This is a genomic window from Coriobacteriaceae bacterium (assembly GCA_025993015.1).
Classification (GTDB): Bacteria; Actinomycetota; Coriobacteriia; order Coriobacteriales; family Coriobacteriaceae; genus Collinsella.
In genome coordinates this window covers 1,920,015-1,936,324 of the sequence record DAJPFV010000001.1, presented here as the reverse complement: position 1 = coordinate 1,936,324, position 16,310 = coordinate 1,920,015, and the positions used below count along the sequence as shown (strand labels likewise).

General features: G+C 60.2%; 12 protein-coding genes. 3 read left to right on the top strand and 9 right to left on the bottom strand.

Features of this window, described 5'->3' with window-relative positions; all coding sequences use genetic code 11:
- Nucleotides 1–36 precede the first annotated feature (36 nt).
- Entirely contained in the window at nt 37–1,989 is a 1,953-nt protein-coding gene (locus OIL77_08250) for a heavy metal translocating P-type ATPase (protein ID HJI45391.1), read from the top strand.
- A 223-nt stretch (nt 1,990–2,212) separates the two neighbouring features.
- Here the strand turns inward: OIL77_08250 and OIL77_08245 are convergent, their stop codons facing one another.
- The 9 genes from OIL77_08245 to OIL77_08205 all read right to left on the bottom strand — a co-directional run bounded on the left by OIL77_08245 (nt 2,213) and on the right by OIL77_08205 (nt 11,716).
- Nucleotides 2,213–2,590, bottom strand: a complete 378-nt coding sequence (locus OIL77_08245; protein ID HJI45390.1) for a metal-dependent transcriptional regulator — start codon at nt 2,588–2,590, stop codon at nt 2,213–2,215.
- Between the two features lie 187 nt (nt 2,591–2,777).
- Complete coding sequence (locus OIL77_08240) at nt 2,778–3,548, bottom strand: Cof-type HAD-IIB family hydrolase (GenBank protein ID HJI45389.1); 771 nt, start codon at nt 3,546–3,548, stop codon at nt 2,778–2,780.
- Between the two features lie 6 nt (nt 3,549–3,554).
- Entirely contained in the window at nt 3,555–5,414 is a 1,860-nt protein-coding gene (locus OIL77_08235) for an ATP-binding cassette domain-containing protein (GenBank protein ID HJI45388.1), read from the bottom strand.
- A gap of 163 nt (nt 5,415–5,577) precedes the next feature.
- The gene (gene pstB, locus OIL77_08230; GenBank protein ID HJI45387.1) at nt 5,578–6,450 is read right to left on the bottom strand and encodes a phosphate ABC transporter ATP-binding protein PstB; all 873 of its coding nucleotides are present in this window, start codon (nt 6,448–6,450) and stop codon (nt 5,578–5,580) included.
- Nucleotides 6,447–7,373, bottom strand: coding sequence for a phosphate ABC transporter permease PstA (gene pstA, locus OIL77_08225; GenBank protein HJI45386.1), 927 nt, complete (start codon nt 7,371–7,373; stop codon nt 6,447–6,449). The genes pstB and pstA overlap by 4 nt, the downstream gene beginning before the upstream one ends.
- Nucleotides 7,366–8,274 carry a phosphate ABC transporter permease subunit PstC gene (gene pstC, locus OIL77_08220; GenBank protein ID HJI45385.1) on the bottom strand — a complete coding sequence of 303 codons (909 nt, stop codon included), beginning with the start codon at nt 8,272–8,274 and terminating at the stop codon, nt 7,366–7,368. Before pstC ends, pstA begins: the two co-directional genes overlap by 8 nt.
- A 24-nt stretch (nt 8,275–8,298) precedes the next feature.
- Nucleotides 8,299–9,237, bottom strand: a complete 939-nt coding sequence (locus OIL77_08215; GenBank protein ID HJI45384.1) for a phosphate ABC transporter substrate-binding protein — start codon at nt 9,235–9,237, stop codon at nt 8,299–8,301.
- A 293-nt stretch (nt 9,238–9,530) separates the two neighbouring features.
- Nucleotides 9,531–10,967 (bottom strand): M20 family metallopeptidase, encoded by a 1,437-nt coding sequence (locus OIL77_08210; protein ID HJI45383.1) that lies wholly within the window; start codon nt 10,965–10,967, stop codon nt 9,531–9,533.
- Between the two features lie 53 nt (nt 10,968–11,020).
- Complete coding sequence (locus OIL77_08205; GenBank protein ID HJI45382.1) at nt 11,021–11,716, bottom strand: HAD hydrolase-like protein; 696 nt, start codon at nt 11,714–11,716, stop codon at nt 11,021–11,023.
- Nucleotides 11,717–11,839: 123 nt separating this feature from the next.
- On the opposite strand from OIL77_08205, the gene OIL77_08200 reads away from it, so the two are divergent.
- Together OIL77_08200 and OIL77_08195 are read left to right on the top strand one after the other, a co-directional pair.
- On the top strand, nt 11,840–12,700 hold the full coding sequence (locus OIL77_08200) for a DegV family protein (protein HJI45381.1): 861 nt from the start codon (nt 11,840–11,842) through the stop codon (nt 12,698–12,700).
- Nucleotides 12,701–13,302: 602 nt separating this feature from the next.
- Nucleotides 13,303–16,287, top strand: coding sequence for a DEAD/DEAH box helicase family protein (locus tag OIL77_08195; protein ID HJI45380.1), 2,985 nt, complete (start codon nt 13,303–13,305; stop codon nt 16,285–16,287).
- Nucleotides 16,288–16,310: the final 23 nt, after the last annotated feature.

Genomic DNA, 16,310 nt, shown 5'->3' with positions numbered 1-16,310 from the left:
CGAGTGTTCATACATTCAAATGGGAGGAAACGAGTCATGGCCACCGCCGACCCCAAGAAGAAAAAGAAAAAGCGCAAGAAAAAAGAGTCGCTCGAGCATAAGCGCAACCGCATCTTGGTAGCGCTGGGCATTTTTGCCGTGGTGTACGCCCTCGATGAGCTCGGCGTCCTCGCCGCCGCATTCGGCACCCCGGGCGACATCTACGCCAGCTTCGTGCTGTTCCTCGTGCCGTTTTTGATTGCCGGCTACGACGTACTGCAAAAGGCATTCAATAACATCCGCCGCGGCAAGGCCTTCGACGAGAGTTTCCTTATGGCAGTCGCGACCATCGGCGCGTTTGCCATGGTGCTCTTCCCCGATACCGACCCGCACATGGCCGAAGGCGCCGCCGTCATGCTGTTCTACCAGATCGGCGAGCTATTCCAGGCATACGCCGTGGGCAAGAGCCGCAAGTCGATCAGTGCCATGATGGACATCGCGCCCGACTACGCTAACGTCGAGCAAGCCGACGGAACGCTCGAACAGGTCTTTCCCGATGACATCGCCGTCGGCACCGTGATCGTGGTCAAGCCCGGCGAGCGCGTGCCTATCGACGGCGTCATCGTCGAAGGCAAAACCCAGCTCGACACCGCCGCGCTCACGGGCGAGTCAGTCCCCCGCCCCGCCAAGTCCGGCGACGATATCATCAGCGGTTGCATCAACATGACGGGCCTCATCCACGTGCGCACCACCAAGCCGTTTGGCGAGTCCACCGTCGCGCGCGTCCTGGAGCTCGTGGAGAATGCCAGCGAAAAGAAGGCGCGCACCGAGAACTTCATCACGCGCTTCGCCCGCGTCTACACACCTGCCGTCACCGGCGCGGCTGCGGTGCTCGCGCTCGGCGGCGGCCTGGTCACCGGCGCCTGGTCCGACTGGATTCTGCGCGGGCTGACCTTCCTGGTCGTCAGCTGCCCGTGCGCCCTCGTGATCAGCGTACCGTTGAGCTTCTTTGGCGGCATCGGCGGCGCGTCCAAGCTGGGCGTTCTCATCAAGGGCTCCAACTACCTCGAGACGCTCGCGGACGTGGACACCGTCGTTTTCGACAAAACGGGCACCCTCACCAACGGCACGTTCTCGGTCGTCGCGGTGCACCCCGAGGCCGGCCATACCGAGCAGTCGTTGCTCGAAATCGCCGCCCTTGCCGAGTCGTTCTCCGATCACCCTATCGCGCAGTCGGTGCGCGCCGCCTACCAGGGTGAGCTCGACCCCAAGCGCGTGACGGATTCCGCTAATAACGCGGGCCACGGCGTATCGGCGACCATCGACGGCAAGCACGTCGTCGTTGGCAATGCCAAGATGCTTGCTGCGGCCGGTATCGACGCTCCCAATTGCGAGGTTGTCGGCACGATCCTCCATGTGCTCGTTGACGGCGTTTACGCCGGCCACATCGTGATTGCAGACACCGTTAAGGCCGACGCCGAGCAGACGATCCGCGACCTGCACGCCGCCGGCGTCAAGCGCACCGTCATGCTCACGGGCGACCGCGAGGAGGTTGCGGCGTCTGTGGCTAAGCAGCTGGGGCTCGACGAGTTCCACGCGCAGCTGCTGCCGGGCGACAAGGTCGAGCGCGTCGAGGCATTGCTCGCGGGCGAAAGCGGCAAGGGCAAGCTCGCTTTTGTCGGCGACGGTATCAACGACGCACCCGTGCTTACCCGCGCAGACGTTGGCATCGCCATGGGCGCTATGGGCTCGGACGCCGCAATTGAGGCGGCGGACGTCGTGCTCATGGATGACAAGCCGTCCAACATCTCCCGCGCGATCCGCGTGGCGCGCAAGACCATGTCGATTGTTTGGCAGAACATCATCTTTGCGCTGGGCATTAAGTTGCTGATTCTGGTGCTTGCGGCACTGGGCATCGCCAACATGTGGCTTGCCGTGTTCGGCGACGTAGGCGTGGCGATTATCGCCATCCTGAATGCCATGCGCGCGATGGGTGTCAAGAACCTGTAGCGTTCGTGGGCTGTCCGGCCGGGACCGGGCTTGGTTTTGAAAACGTCCTCGACCAATGAAGCGCCCCCGTTCTGCTCCTTCGGAGCTACGAACGGGGGCGCTTCTGGTCTGCGGAATGTTTTCAAAACCAAGCCCGGCCCCGGCCTGCGGCGACACAGCTGGCGGTTCTTGGGCATCACTTGCTGGCAGGGTTCCTTGTCTGAGTTGGACTTAGTTGGCGGGTCTACTGGTCCCGGTCGCTGTCCCGTCTCAGCATCGATCTCAGCTTCTCGAAGCTCTCCTCGCTCAGGCAATGCTCCATGTGGCAGCCCTCTTGCGAGGCAACCTCGGGCGCTACGCCGGCGTCCTCTAGCAGCCCCACAAAAAAGCAATGGCGCTCCCACATTTGACGGGCAACTTCTAGACCGCGTTCCGTCAGATGCACATCGCGTTTGTCCATCTCCACGTAGCCGTTGTTCTCCAAGGCCGCCATAGCTTTAGAGACGCTTGCCTTGGTTACGCCCAGGTATTCGGCGACGTCGATTGAGCGCACCGTGCCTTGGCGCTGCGACAGAACGTAGATCGATTCGAGATAGTCTTCTCCAGATTCACGTAGGGCCATGGGCCGCCTTTCGCGATGATTGCTAGTTAGCCTTTGGATACTTTCCACGGCTAACTTTACCGCAAAAGTTGCCCATGTCTTACTACTTTGTCTAAAAGTTAGCCGTGTTTCACAAAACGTGCGGGACGAAAACAAAATGGGGACGCCCCACAAGGAGTGTCCCCAGGCGCCGGGTGCCGACCCGCAGTTACATCAATCCAAAGTGCTTCGCGGCGTTGTAGATGCCGTCGTCGTCCACGGCAGTCGTCACATAGGTCGCCGCAGCTTTCACCGTGTCCTGTGCGTTGCCCATGGCCACGCTCGTGCCCACGGCGGCAAACATCGACAGGTCGTTCTCGCCGTCGCCAAAGGCAATCGCCTCGCTCGCGTCGATACCAAGCCGCTCGAGCGTCGCCGCCACGCCCAGGTCCTTGCCGCCGTTAGCGGGAATAATGTCGCAGAACAGGTCGCACCAGCGCGTGGTGAGCGAATGCGACACGGCGTCGGTCACGATATGTTCGTAGGCCGGGTCCACAAAGGCGCAAAACTGGTAGACCGGTGCGTCAAAGGCGTGCTCAAACGGCTCCTCGTGGTAGACGATTCCCGCGTTGCTGCCAGCCGTCACCACGCGCTCGGACAGGCGGTTCACAAACGAGTTCTCGCCCTGCATACACAGCGAATCATAGCGCCCCTGCGCCACCTGGTCCACAATCACCGCGACGTCGTCCGGATCGATCGGGCAGCTACGGTAAACGCCCTCAGCATCAAAGCAGTGCTGGCCCGAAAGCGTAATGTACGCATCCCAGCCCAAGTCGAGCAGCCAATCGGGCATCTGGTAGGTCGGGCGACCCGTGGCGATCACGCACGCAATCCCCTGCTCGCGAAAGCTGTCGAGCACCTGCTGCGCCGACGCCGGAATCCGGTGCGTCTTAAAGCTCAGCAGCGTGCCGTCGATATCGAAAAACGCGGCCTTGATCATCCTCGCCTACTCCTCGCCCTCGAGCTTCTCGCTCGCCTCGAGCCACGCCATCTCCAGCTCGTCCATGGCGGCGTGGGCCTCGTCGATCTTTGCCTGCTGCTCGCCGAGCGCCGTGTAGTTGGTGGGATCGACCTGGGCCATGGCGGCCTCGGCCTCCTCCACGCGAGCGCGCTGCGTCTCCATCTTGCGCTCGAGCGAGCTCACCTCGCGGCGGAGCTTCTGGCGTTCGGCGTTGGAAAGGCCATTGGGCTGCCCGCTCGTCTTAGGCTTTTCGGCCGCAACCGCTGCGGCACCGGTGTCGAACGTGCCGGTCTTGGCACTCGGCGCGCCCACGGGCTCGCCCTCGGCGGTGGCGTTGCACAGGCGCAGGTACTGATCGACGCCGCCGGGCATATGCGTCAGGTGGCCGTCAAGCAGTGCCCACTGTTGGTCGGTCACGCGCTCCATGAGGAAACGGTCGTGCGTCACCAGGATCAGCGTGCCGGGCCAGCCGTCCAGCAGATCCTCGACAATCGCGAGCATATCGGTATCCAGGTCGTTACCGGGCTCGTCCAGGATGAGCACGTTGGGCTCGTCCAGGATCGTCAGCAACAGCGACAGGCGACGGCGTTGCCCGCCCGAAAGGTCACCGATGCGGCTCCAGAGCTGCTGCGTCGTAAAGCCCAGGCGCTCGCAGAGCTTCTCGGGCGAGGTCTCCTTGCCGTCGATGACGTAGTACTTCTTGTAGTTGCTGAGCACCTCGCGAATCGTGTCACCCATAAAGGGCTCGAGCTCCTCGAGCTGCTGCGACAGCACGCCAAAGCGCACCGTCTGGCCAATCTTCACGCGGCCGCGCAGGGGTGCGATCTTGCCCTGGATCACATCGAGCAGCGTGGACTTGCCGGCGCCGTTCTCACCCAGCAGACCATAGCGGTCGCCCGCGCCGATAAGCCAGGTCACGTCGGAGAGCACCTGCTTGGGCGTGCCGTCGGTGTCCGCATAGCCGGCGTCCACGCCAATGACGTCGATGACCTGCTTGCCCAGGCGGCTCACGGCGAGGCGCTTGAGCTCCAGCTCGTCGCGCACGGGCGGCACGTCTGCAATCAGCTCGCGGGCGGCCTCCACGCGAAACTTGGGCTTGGTGGAGCGGGCCTGGGCGCCGCGGCTCAGCCATGCGAGCTCCTTGCGCGCCATGTTGCGACGGCGCTCCTCGGTGACGGCGGCCATTCGGTCGCGCTCCACGCGCTGCAGGATGTATGCCGAGTAGCCGCCCTCGAAGGGATCGACCTGGCCGTCGTGGACCTCCCACATGCTGGTGCAGACCTCGTCCAAGAACCAGCGGTCGTGCGTGACCACGAGCATGGCGCCCTGGCCGCGCTGCCAGCGGGCCTTAAGATGGCGCGCGAGCCAGTTGATGGTGCGCATGTCCAGGTGGTTGGTGGGCTCGTCGAGCATGAGCACGTCGTAGTCGCCGATCAGCAGGCGCGCGAGGTCCACGCGGCGGCGCTGGCCGCCCGAAAGCTCGCCCACCGTGCCCTCCCAGGGCACATCGCTAATGAGGCCCGCAAGGATCTGGCGCGTGCGAGGGCTCGAGGCCCACTCGTACTCGGGCGTGTCGCCCACGACGGCATGATGCACGGTGTCGGTATCGGCCAGGTTGTCCTTTTGGCCGAGCAGACCGATCGTGGTGCCGCGGCGATGTGTCACGCGGCCGTCGTCGGGCTCCAGCGTGCCGGCGAGCACGCTCAGCAGCGTCGACTTGCCGTCGCCGTTTTTACCGACAATACCAATGCGGTCGCCCTCGCCCACGCCGAGCGTCACGCTATCGAAAATATGCTTGGTGGGAAACTCTAGGCTGACGGAATCGCATCCCAAAAGAATCGCCATATGCCCTGCTCCTTCGTAGAAATTCAACGTTGTCCATGATAGCAGCGAAAAGGCAGGCCGCACACGACACAAAAAGGCGGGCCATCTCCCATAAGAGATGACCCGCCTCTCCAATCAGTCCCGTGGCGACCGTGGCCGCCGCGGGCCTCAAGCATGTCCCGGACTAGGAGAACATGCCGGTGAGGTAATCGTTCAGCCGCTTATCCTTGGGCCGCTGGAAAATCTCGTCGGTCTCGTCGTACTCGACCATATCACCCATGTAGAAGAACGCCGTGCGGTTGGACACACGCGACGCCTGCTCCATGTTGTGCGTCACGATGACGATGGCGCGCTCTGCCACAAGCGACGACATAAGGTCCTCGATCGCCAGCGTCGAGATGGGGTCAAGCGCCGAGCAGGGCTCGTCGAACAGAATCACGTCGGGGTTGAGCGCCAGCGTGCGTGCAATGCACAGGCGCTGCTGCTGACCGCCCGAAAGCGCATAGGCACTCTTGTCGAGCTTGTCCTTGACCTCGTCCCACAGCGCCGCGCCGCGCAGGCTCTCCTCGACCATGCGGTCGAGCTCGTCACAGTCGGTGATGCCGTGGCGCTTAGGCGCAAACGTGATGTTGTCGCGAATGGACTTGCGGAACGGGTTGGGCTGCTGGAACACCATGCCAATGGAGCGACGCAGCTCATAGGTGTTCTCGGCCTTGGTGTTCACGTTGCGCCCGCGGTAGTTGATCTCACCCTCCACGCGGCAGCCGCGAATCTCTCGATTCATCAGGTTGAGGCTGCGCAAGAAGGTCGACTTACCGCAGCCCGAAGGCCCGATGAGTGCCGTGATCTCACCCTTGTGAAAGTCGAGCGACGTATCGTGCAGCGCATGGTGGTCGCCATAGTACACGTTGACGTCCTTGGTGGAGAGCACGACCTCGTCGCTCACGGCCTTGCCGCTCACGCGCACGCGCTTTTCGCTCTCCCCCACGCTCGACAGAAAGTCCTGGGTCTCGGACGATGCCACTTCGGTTGCGGGCGTTGCATTCATCTCGCTCATTCGGCCGTCATCTTCCTTGCCAGTTGCTTGCCCACGATACGGGCGACTACGTTAAACAACAGCACGCAAATCATCAGCAGTGCCGCGGTGCCCCAGACGATTTGCTGTGCCTCGGGGCTGCCCTCGCCGTAAATCTTGTAGATGTGCACGGCAAGCGACTCGCCGGGGCGGAACACGTTCCAGGCGCAGGTGGGGCTCGACAGGTTAAAGCTCAAAAAGTTCAGACGCACCGGCGAGCTCATGCCCGAGGTAAAGAGCAGCGCCGCGGCCTCGCCAAACACACGGCCGGCCGAAAGCACGATGCCGGTCACGATGGCAGGCATGGCCTCGGGGACCAGGATATGCAGTGTGGCCTCCCAGCGGGTAAGGCCCATGGCCAGGCACGCATCGCGCTGGGCCTGTGGCACGTCCTCGAGCGCCTGCTGAATCACGCGCACCAGGATGGGAATGTTAAACATGGTGAGCGCGACGGCACCGGAGATGATGGAGTACTTCCAGCCCAGCTGCACCGAGAACACCAGAAAGCCGAACATGCCGACGACGATGGAAGGCAGCGAGGACAGCGTCTCGATGGCGGTGGAGGCGATATCGCGGATGGGTCCGTCCGGCGCGTACTCGACCAGGAAGACCGCGCCACCCAAGCTGATGGGCACCGAGATGACTAGGGTGATCAGTAGCAGATAGAACGAGTCGAATAGCTGGTAGAGTACGCCGCCCTGGATCCCGTTGGCGCGCGCGGGTTGCGTGAGAAAGCCCGGCTGGAACAGCGTCGAGACCCCCTCGAACAGGATATAGGCCACCATGGAGATGACGATGAGCATGACGATAGCGACGATTGCCGTCAACACGCCCGTAGCGATGCGGTCCTGTTTTTGGACGCGCTCGAGTCTCGCCTCGTCGATATGGATGTGCGTGCTAGCCACGAGCCTTCGCCCCCTTGCGGCCAATGAGGTGGATGATCAGGATGAAGATGAGGCTCATGCCCATCAGCAGCAGACCGAGCGCCCACAGAACATCGTCCTGGGCCGAGCCCTCGGCATAGACCGCCATGGACGTGGTGAGTGTGGTGGTGATGGTCGAGGCCGGCGACAGCAGCGACGTCGGCATGGCCTCGATGCCGCCGATAACCATGCGCACGGCGAGCGTCTCGCCAAAGGCGCGGGTCATGCCAAGGATGACTGCGGTCATGAGCGACGGCATGGCGGACTTGAGCACCACGTGCCAGATGGTCTGCCAGCGGGTGTAGCCCAGCGCAAGCGAGCCCTGACGGTAGCTGTCGGGCACGGCGCGCAGGCCATCGACCGAAAGCGTGGTCATCGTCGGCAGGATCATGACGGCCAGAACGATGGAGCCGGGCAAGATGCCCAGGCCCGTGCTCACACGGAAAACGCTCTTCATAAGGCCGACGACAACGTGAAAGCCGATCAGGCCAAAGACGACCGAGGGAATGCCGGTCAAAAGCTCAATAAGCGGCTGAAAGACCTTGGAACCAAACTTAGGCTGAATCTCGACCGCAAAGATGGCAGAGCCGATGGCGATGGGCAGCGCGATGAGCGTGGAGAGCACCATGACCGCAAACGAGGTGACAATCAGGGGCAGGGCGCCGGTGTAGGGCAGGCCGCTTTCGGCTGTGTTGGCCAGGTCCCACTTGGTGCCGGTGAAGAACTCGACGACCGAAACGCCGTCCTTGAGAAAAGCCGAGAGGCCCTTTTGGGCGACCATAAAGATGAGCGCGGCAACGACAAGCGTCACGAGCGCAACGCACGCGCCCGTGACGCCCAGGCCCACGTTCTCAAGGTCGCGCTTTGGCAGCTGTTTTGCCATTGCAAACCTTTCCGGGGCGATTACTTATTTAGCGGAGACCTTGCCGCTGGCGTCCTTGACGACCTTCATGGCAGAGACGGGGATAAAGCCCTGCTCCTCGACGAGCTTGCCCTGGACGTCATCGGAAAGCATGAACTCCAGGAAGGCCTTGGTGGCCTCGTCGGCATCCTTAGCGCAGTACATGTGCTCGGTAGCCCAGATCTTGAAGGAGTCGTCGGTGACATTCTTGCTCTTGGGCTCGACGCCCTCGACCTTGATGGCGTTGAACTTGGAGTCATCAAAGTGCGAGAAATCGAGGTAGGAGATGGCGTTGTCGGTGCTGCCCATCTGAGTCTGGACGTCGCCGGACTTGTCGAGCTCGGCGTCGCCCTTAAAGTCGACGGTCTCGTCGCCAAAGACGGCGGCCTCGAAGGTGGCGCGGGTACCGGAGCCGGCCTTGCGGTTGAGGACGACGATGGTGGCGTCGTCGCCGCCGACCTCCTTCCAGTTGGTAATCTGACCGGAGAAGATACCCTTGAGCTGCTCGAGGGACAGGTCGTCGACCTTGACGTTCTTGGAGACGACGGGGCCCATGCCCACGACGGCGACCTCGTGGTCGACGAGGTTCTTGACTTGATCGGCCTCAAGCTTGGTCTCGGCGAAGACGTCGGAGTTGCCGATGGTGACGGTGCCGGCGGCAACAGCGGTCAGGCCCTTGCCCGAACCGTTACCCGAGCCGGAGACGGAGACGTCGGGGTTGGCGTCCATGAACTTCTCGGCAGCGGCCTCGACGAGAGCCTGGAACGAAGAGGCACCGTCGTAGGTCACCTCGCCGGAGACGGACTCGGCAGCAGCGGCGCTACCCTTGTCGGCGGCATCGGATGCGCCGGAGCCGCCGCACCCAACGAGACCGAGACCGACGATGCTGGCAAGACCACCAGCGAGGCCGAGGAACTGACGACGAGAATAAGCCTGATCGAGCATGATCTTCCTTTCATACATGCGATTCGCGGGCACCCTGCCCGCTTTGCTGTTTGGAAAGATACGGCCTCGATCGGGCAGTGCCCGCGCCAACTGCGGTTTCTTACGGTCATTTGATAGACCCTTACCGCAAGCTCTGCCCAGCCTTTACAAACGGATAACAATCCAGCGCCGAACATGGCGCACCTTTTACACCAATAAAAACAAAGTTGCGGTGAAATAGTTCCTGTTTGGCCATCAAATGGCCCATTCTAGGAACTATTCCACCGCAACTTAGATTGGGAAACCGCGAAACCTTAAAGCTCTAATTCATTCAAACGAAGGATCGCCACGATATAAATCTTGAGCGCCTGCTTGAGCTGTTCTTCGCTGGCACACTCGTTGGGGCCGTGCATCTGGCCGCCCCACGCGGGCAGCTCCAGGCCGGTCTCTTCGGGGCCAAACGAGACGGCGCGGGCAAAGTTGCGCGCATAGGTGCCACCGCCCATGGCAAAGGGCTCAGCATGCTTGCCCGTAAACTCGTTATAGGTATCAATAAGCGCCTTCACGGCCGGATCGTCGGCAGACACCGAGAACGGCACCTTAGCCCGACCCAGCTGGCACGTCACGCCAAAACGGCCCACGAGCGGGTCGAGCTGCTCGCGGATGGTATCGGCACTGGTGCTATCGGGGAAGCGGACGTCGATGACCTGCTCAATATGGCCATCCGCCACGCGGATGACGCCAGCGTTGCAGGTAAGCGGGCCAAACGCCGGACTCGTCGCATCGATACCCAGGCCGCGGCCATAGGCATCCGCATGCACAAAGGCCAGGAACTTGACGAACTCGTGCTCGGCAGGCGTCAGCAGGCGCTCGTCGCGTGCACCAAACGCGTCCTCGGCCTCGCGCAGATACGCCACGATCAGGCCGACGGCGTTAATCGTTCCCTCGGGCATCGAGGCATGACCGCCAATGCCATGGGCAAAAATCTGCGCGTGCCCGTTATCGAGCGCCGTGATCTCCAGGCGGTCGGCGTTCTCAACGGGCGCCGGCAGCTCATCGGCGGCAATCGCGAGCTCGCAGATGGACTGCGACGGAATGGCGTTGCTCGCCTCGGCACCGCTCCAGGACACAATGCGCCCGCCGTCGATCTTGGGGCTCACAAACGTCGCCCCAAACTGGCCCTTCTCAGCATTGCAGACCGGGAACTCGGCATCGGGCGTAAACAAAAAGTCGGGGTCTGCGTGGTCCTCCAGATAATGGTGAACGTCGGACATGCCCACTTCCTCATCGCAGCCCAGCAACGCGCGGAAGGTATAGCGCGGCACAATGCCGTGCTTGAGCAGGTAGGCGCCGGCGTAGAGCGACAACACCGCCGGACCCTTGTCGTCGATCACGCCGCGGCCGAGCAGCCAGCCCTCGCGACGCTCCATCGCAAACGGGTCGGTGTTCCAGCCGGGGCCGGCGGGCACCACGTCCACGTGGCAGATGGTCGCGAGCTGCTTGTCGCCGCGACCCGGGATATCGGCGATTCCCACATAGCCCTCGTCGTCGCTCGTCTGGTAGCCGAGCTTTTGCGCAATGCCGAGCGCGCAATCGAGCGCATCACGAACCGGGCGGCCAAACGGCGCGCTAGGCTCCGCATTGGCAGAAACTGCCACGGACGGATAACTCACCAGCTGCTCGATATCGGCGACGACATCCTCCCAGACCTCGTCGACATACTCGGTAACGCTCTGCTCCACCTGATTCATGGACGACCTCCTTACCAATGAGGGGCAAGTGTGCCGCCCCTCACATCAAGTACTTATATAGCGAAAAGTTTAGCAAGCTCGGCCACCGAGTGCACCACTGCATCGGCACCCGCCGCCTCGTGCTCGCCCGGCGCCGCCGCGCCCGAATAGATACCAATGCACGGTACGCCCATTGCGTGCGCGCCATCCACATCGTTAAAGCGATCGCCGATCATCACGGCATCGTCGGCCGTCGCGCCGAGCGCCGCCAGGGCATCGCGGACCGAATCGGCCTTGGTCTCGCGCCCCTGCGGTGGATTCATGCCAACCACCGCCTCAAACTGTGAAAGCCCCAGCTCGCCCACCATGTCAATGCACTTTGCCTCCATGCGTGACGTCGCCACGGCCAAGCGATGCCCCTGCGCGACAAGGCCATCGAGCAGCTCGGGGATTCCATCGAACACGGGATACTCTTCCGGTCCCAGCTCATCAAAAAAGGCACGGTACTCGTCGGCCACCACAAGCGACTCCTCGCGGGAAAAGCCATAAAAGTCGTGAAAGCTCTTCCACAGGGGCGGCCCGATCATGCGGCGCAGGTCACCCATCTGCGCCTCCGAAAACCCGCGCGCGGCCAACACCTTGCGCGTCGAGGTCATCACCGCCCGACCCGTATCGGCCACCGTGCCGTCAAAATCGAACAACACAATCGGCCGCTCGCATAGCTGTAATGCCGCCATCGGCATCCCTCTTCCCCAGTTGATGATTTCCACACCGTCACTTCAAACTGTTGACTATTCAACAATTGAACCTAGCAATGTAGAGCAACTCAACTATACTTGTCGCACTTTGCTCTAAGAAGGCGGCGCGCAAGCGCCCCAACGAAAGGTGCAATTATGTCTTTTGCCATCATAACCGACTCCACGTCGGACATCTCCCCCGCCCGCGCTCAAGAACTCGGCATTTACGTGATTCCGCTGCATGTGATTATCGAGGGCGAGGACCTGCTCGACCAGGTACAGATTACCGCCCAGGAGTACGTCGCGCGCATGGCCGGCTCCGAGCAGCTGCCGCACACCTCGCAGCCGAGTGCCGGCGAGTTCAAGGCACTCTTTGACCGCGTGCGTGCTGACGGCCACGACAGCGCGATCTTTATCTCGCTGTGCAGCGAATGGTCCGCCTGCTATTCCAACGCATGCCTGGTCGCCGAGACCCACGAGCTCGACGTGCGCTGCATCGATTCGCGCACTGGCTCGGGCGCCGAGGGCCTGCTGGTGGAGTACGCGCGGGCCATGCGCGAAGATGGCCGCAGCCTGGACGAGACCGAGGTGCAGATCCGCGCGACGCTGCCCGACGCCCACCTGCTGCTGATTCCCCGCACGCTCGAGAATCTCGTTAAGAACGGCCGCGCGCCCAAGCTCGCCGGCCAGCTCACGCAAATGCTCAACATTCGCCTGGCCGTTTCGCCGGAGTGGAAATCGGGCGAGATCAAGGCAATCAAAAAGGGCCGCGGCGCCAAGCGCATCGTCGCCAACACCATGGCAGATTGCCTCGCGTTTTTGGACGAGCACCCGGGCTCAAGCGTGCGCGTGCTCACGACCGGCGCCGCCGAGGAGCAGGAGCTTGTCAACGAGGCACTCGCGGGTCAGGATTACGTAGACGCCGGCACCGGCCCCATCGGCTGCACCATCGCCACCCACGTAGGCGTCGACGCCATCGCCATCAGCTACTGCCCCCGCTACCAGCCAACTCACTAGGGACGCCCACATCAGTTGCGGTGGAATAGGGACTGTATTTGGCGTATGGCCACAAATCAATCCCTATTTCACCGCAACTTCTTTTGCTGAGCCATCCATATACAAGATATGCAGACGATCGGCGCATTCCCAGCTGTTTGGGGGAGCTTCGACTAGCCCCTAGCGGTACCAGGTGGGCAAAAAATGGCAAATATGAGTACTGTCATAAATTTAGTAACAGCAAAATTTCGCTGAATTGCCCGCTCCCACCGATTTCAAGCTCCATAAAGCCCCGAATTGTCGTGTTTAGGGGGGGGTGAATATACTAAAACTCAGTCAATTGGTCTTAGATACTTCTCAAATGATATGAGACTAACCGAGCAACAGTACTCATATTTGCCATTTTTGCCCACCGGGTCTGAATGTCCGCTCTTTACGCCTCCGGCTACCCATATGACCGCAAACCCTGATTATCAAGGGCCGTCGCGCGCCTTGGTATCGAACGAAAGCCGCTCGCAGAATAATCCCTTGCCATTAGCAAACTTGAATCGAAATTACATATCCCAAAAAGCCGTAATGCCGTACCCTCGTCTCAACAACTCCAATACAAGGACGGCATTCAAATGGGCAACGCCATGCATCAATACGCCCTCTTTGGGACCGCACAATTTAAATACGATCAGACGATCACACATATATCGGACCAACACCGACAAATCGTCATTTGCAACAACGGTTCAGACGTACGCTACGCAACGCTAGAAGAGTGGGAAGAAGCTGGCGCTTTGTTCGATGAACGAGCGCAAATCGAGGGCATCGTCACCAGCGCGAGCCCAGCACGCGATAAACTCGAGCTCTTTCGCAGTCTCTTTACCGGGCGCAAAGATGTTTACGCTCATGGATATCGCAGAAAGGACGGGGGCATTGGCTATACGCCTGCTTGTGCTAATGAGTGGGAGCCAGGAATTTGCCCCAAAGCAGCCCATCAAAGAGTTAAATGTGTAGAATGCAGCAATCGCGTCTTCCCGGAATTAAGCGATGCCGCAATCATTGCTCACTTTAAAGGCAACGATGACCGGTTCCGCGATGTCCTCGGGCAATATGTTCTCGATAGGAACTGCAACACGAAAGTTCTCGTCATCGATTTTGACAAAGCGGACTGGAAAGAGGCAACAAATGCCGTACGGCTTGTTGCAATGCGACGGGGCATTAACGCCGCCGTTGAGCGCTCAAGGTCCGGCAACGGCGCCCACATCTGGTTTTTCTTCCTCGAGCCAATCAGCGCAAAGGCTGCCCGAGAGTTTGGAAGTTGCCTCATAACCGAAGCTGCGGCGCATAATAAGACAATCACGTTCGAGGCCTTTGATCGAATGCTACCCGCTCAGGCCACTATTCCCGATGGAGGCTTCGGAAACCTCATCGCACTCCCCTTTCAAGGCAAGGCGCAACGTGAAGGAAATAGTGTATTTGTAGACGAACAATTCAAGCCCTTTCCCGACCAATGGCTCTATCTATCACAAGTCCAGCTGATTCCGCGCTCGACGGTGCAAGATCTGATTGAGGCCCCTGGAAACAACCCACACGGACCAGCAACAACTACGGTGGCAAACAAGGGCAAACGGTATGCCCAAAGACCACGAAAGCGACTACCACTCACATCGCGGGACTTTCCCTCATCGCTGCCCGTTATTCAAGCCGATATGCTGTACATTCCCGAGAAGTCTCTGAGTCCAGCAGCTCAAATGGAAATCCGCGGACTTGCGACATTTGCCAATCCGGCATTCTATCGCGCGCAGTCCATGCATCAATCAGTATTCGGCAAACCGCGACTCATAGACCTTAGCGAACTGAGAGATGGTCATGTTGCAATTCCCCGGGGCTGCAAAACTCAACTTGAGCAGCTAGTTCAAGAGACCGGCGTTACCGCCCACTATTCAGACGAGCGCAAATCGGGTAATCCGATTGTTATGGCATTTAAAGGAGTCCTTCGCCCTGAGCAGCAAATCGCCGCTGATCAGATGCTCATATACGAAGACGGAATCATGTCCGCACCGACAGGCTTCGGTAAAACAGTCGTCGGAGCTTATCTTATTGCATCCATTGGTCTTCCAACGCTCGTCATCGTTCCCAAAACCGCACTCATAACCCAATGGAAATCCCAGCTCGAGCGATTTATCGACATTACGGACAACAGGGAGCCCGTCCGAACCCCAAAAGGACGAATCAGCAAAAGGCAGCCTCCGGTCATCGGACAAATAGGAGGAGGCAAAATGGCCGTAAGCGGCCTCGTCGACATCGCTTCGTTCCAGTCGTTATCTGGCAAAGACCGCCAAACCGGAGAGCCGATAGTTAAGGGCCTTGTTCGTAATTACGGCCTCATTATCTGCGACGAATGCCACCATGCCGCCGCACCACAGCTCGAGCTTATTCTCAAGTCCGCCCCGGCCAAATACGTATACGGCCTTTCTGCGACGCCAGAACGATCCGACGGCCTTACGCGGGCGCTCTCCATGCTCTGCGGCCCGCTCCGTTATGTTATCGATCCAAAAGCGCAAGCGATTCAGCAGGGCATCCAGCGCATCGTACGGCCTCGTTTTACTGGAATTCGACTACCCGCCTACGAGCCAGGTGCAAACTTCAATCAGATTCTCGACCTGCTGTGCACGCATGCAGCTAGAAACGAATTGATTGTCAACGACGCTATTGAAGCTGCGTCAAACGGCCGGCATCCGCTCGTGCTGACTAAAAGGAAAAAGCATGCCGAGGAGCTGTTCGGGATGCTCAAAAACCAAGGACACGAACCCGTTCTCCTGACCGGGGAAATCGACGCCAAAGAAAGAAAAACGATACTGAGCAGTCTTCCCCGCTTCGAGCATGAACATCGAATCATCGTCGCCACCGAAAGCCTTTTGGGCGAGGGCTTCGATCTGTCCTACCTTGACACTCTACTCATTGCCACGCCGATATCGTGGGACGGCAGCATCACACAGCAGGCGGGCAGGCTCCATAGAAGCCACGAGGGCAAGCGACGGGTTGAGATATTCGACTACGTTGATTTATCTATACCCATGCTCGCCCGCATGTACCAGAAGAGACTCAAGACCTACGCCAAGCTCGGGTACGAAGTCTACGTGACCGGAGGCAGCGAGCAGTCCGATCAAAACATTCTCATAGAACCGGCTAATGCCGTAGAGACTCTGGTTGAAGACATCGTTGGCGCCGCCAAGAGTATCTTCATTGCCGCGCCCTACGCATCCGCCGCCTGCCTCGCAAAGCTCGGCGACGCAATCAAAGCTGCCACTGCCCGAGGGATTGCTCTTGAGTTTTTCATTGCCTCGACTCCGCGCGAAGATGCAAGCGAGACTTTGGCAGAAATGAACGTCGAGCATGCCATTAGAGCAGAAGGACGTTTGTGTGCAGCGATAATTGACGAAGAAACTATCTGGTACGGAACGATCCCGCTACTAGCTTTCCCCAAGAAAGAAGACTGCAGCATCAGGTTCAAAAACAGCGAGATCGCAGCGGAGCTCTTAGACGAAATCAACCACAAGGGAAAGCCAGATGCCACGTCAACAGGCAGGACATCCCCACCATTTGCGGTGGAATAGGGACTGTTTTTTGGCGTATCAGC

Excerpts from the sequence above, each read along its gene's own strand:
- OIL77_08240 (HJI45389.1), bottom strand. The coding sequence starts at position 3,548 with ATGATCAAGGCCGCGTTTTTCGATATCGACGGCACGCTGCTGAGCTTT.
- OIL77_08245 (HJI45390.1), bottom strand. The coding sequence starts at position 2,590 with ATGGCCCTACGTGAATCTGGAGAAGACTATCTCGAATCGATCTACGTT.
- OIL77_08215 (HJI45384.1), bottom strand. The coding sequence starts at position 9,237 with ATGCTCGATCAGGCTTATTCTCGTCGTCAGTTCCTCGGCCTCGCTGGT.
- OIL77_08235 (HJI45388.1), bottom strand. The coding sequence starts at position 5,414 with ATGGCGATTCTTTTGGGATGCGATTCCGTCAGCCTAGAGTTTCCCACC.
- pstC (HJI45385.1), bottom strand. The coding sequence starts at position 8,274 with ATGGCAAAACAGCTGCCAAAGCGCGACCTTGAGAACGTGGGCCTGGGC.
- OIL77_08200 (HJI45381.1), top strand. The coding sequence starts at position 11,840 with ATGTCTTTTGCCATCATAACCGACTCCACGTCGGACATCTCCCCCGCC.
- OIL77_08195 (HJI45380.1), top strand. The coding sequence starts at position 13,303 with ATGGGCAACGCCATGCATCAATACGCCCTCTTTGGGACCGCACAATTT.
- pstB (HJI45387.1), bottom strand. The coding sequence starts at position 6,450 with ATGAGCGAGATGAATGCAACGCCCGCAACCGAAGTGGCATCGTCCGAG.
- OIL77_08210 (HJI45383.1), bottom strand. The coding sequence starts at position 10,967 with ATGAATCAGGTGGAGCAGAGCGTTACCGAGTATGTCGACGAGGTCTGG.
- OIL77_08250 (HJI45391.1), top strand. The coding sequence starts at position 37 with ATGGCCACCGCCGACCCCAAGAAGAAAAAGAAAAAGCGCAAGAAAAAA.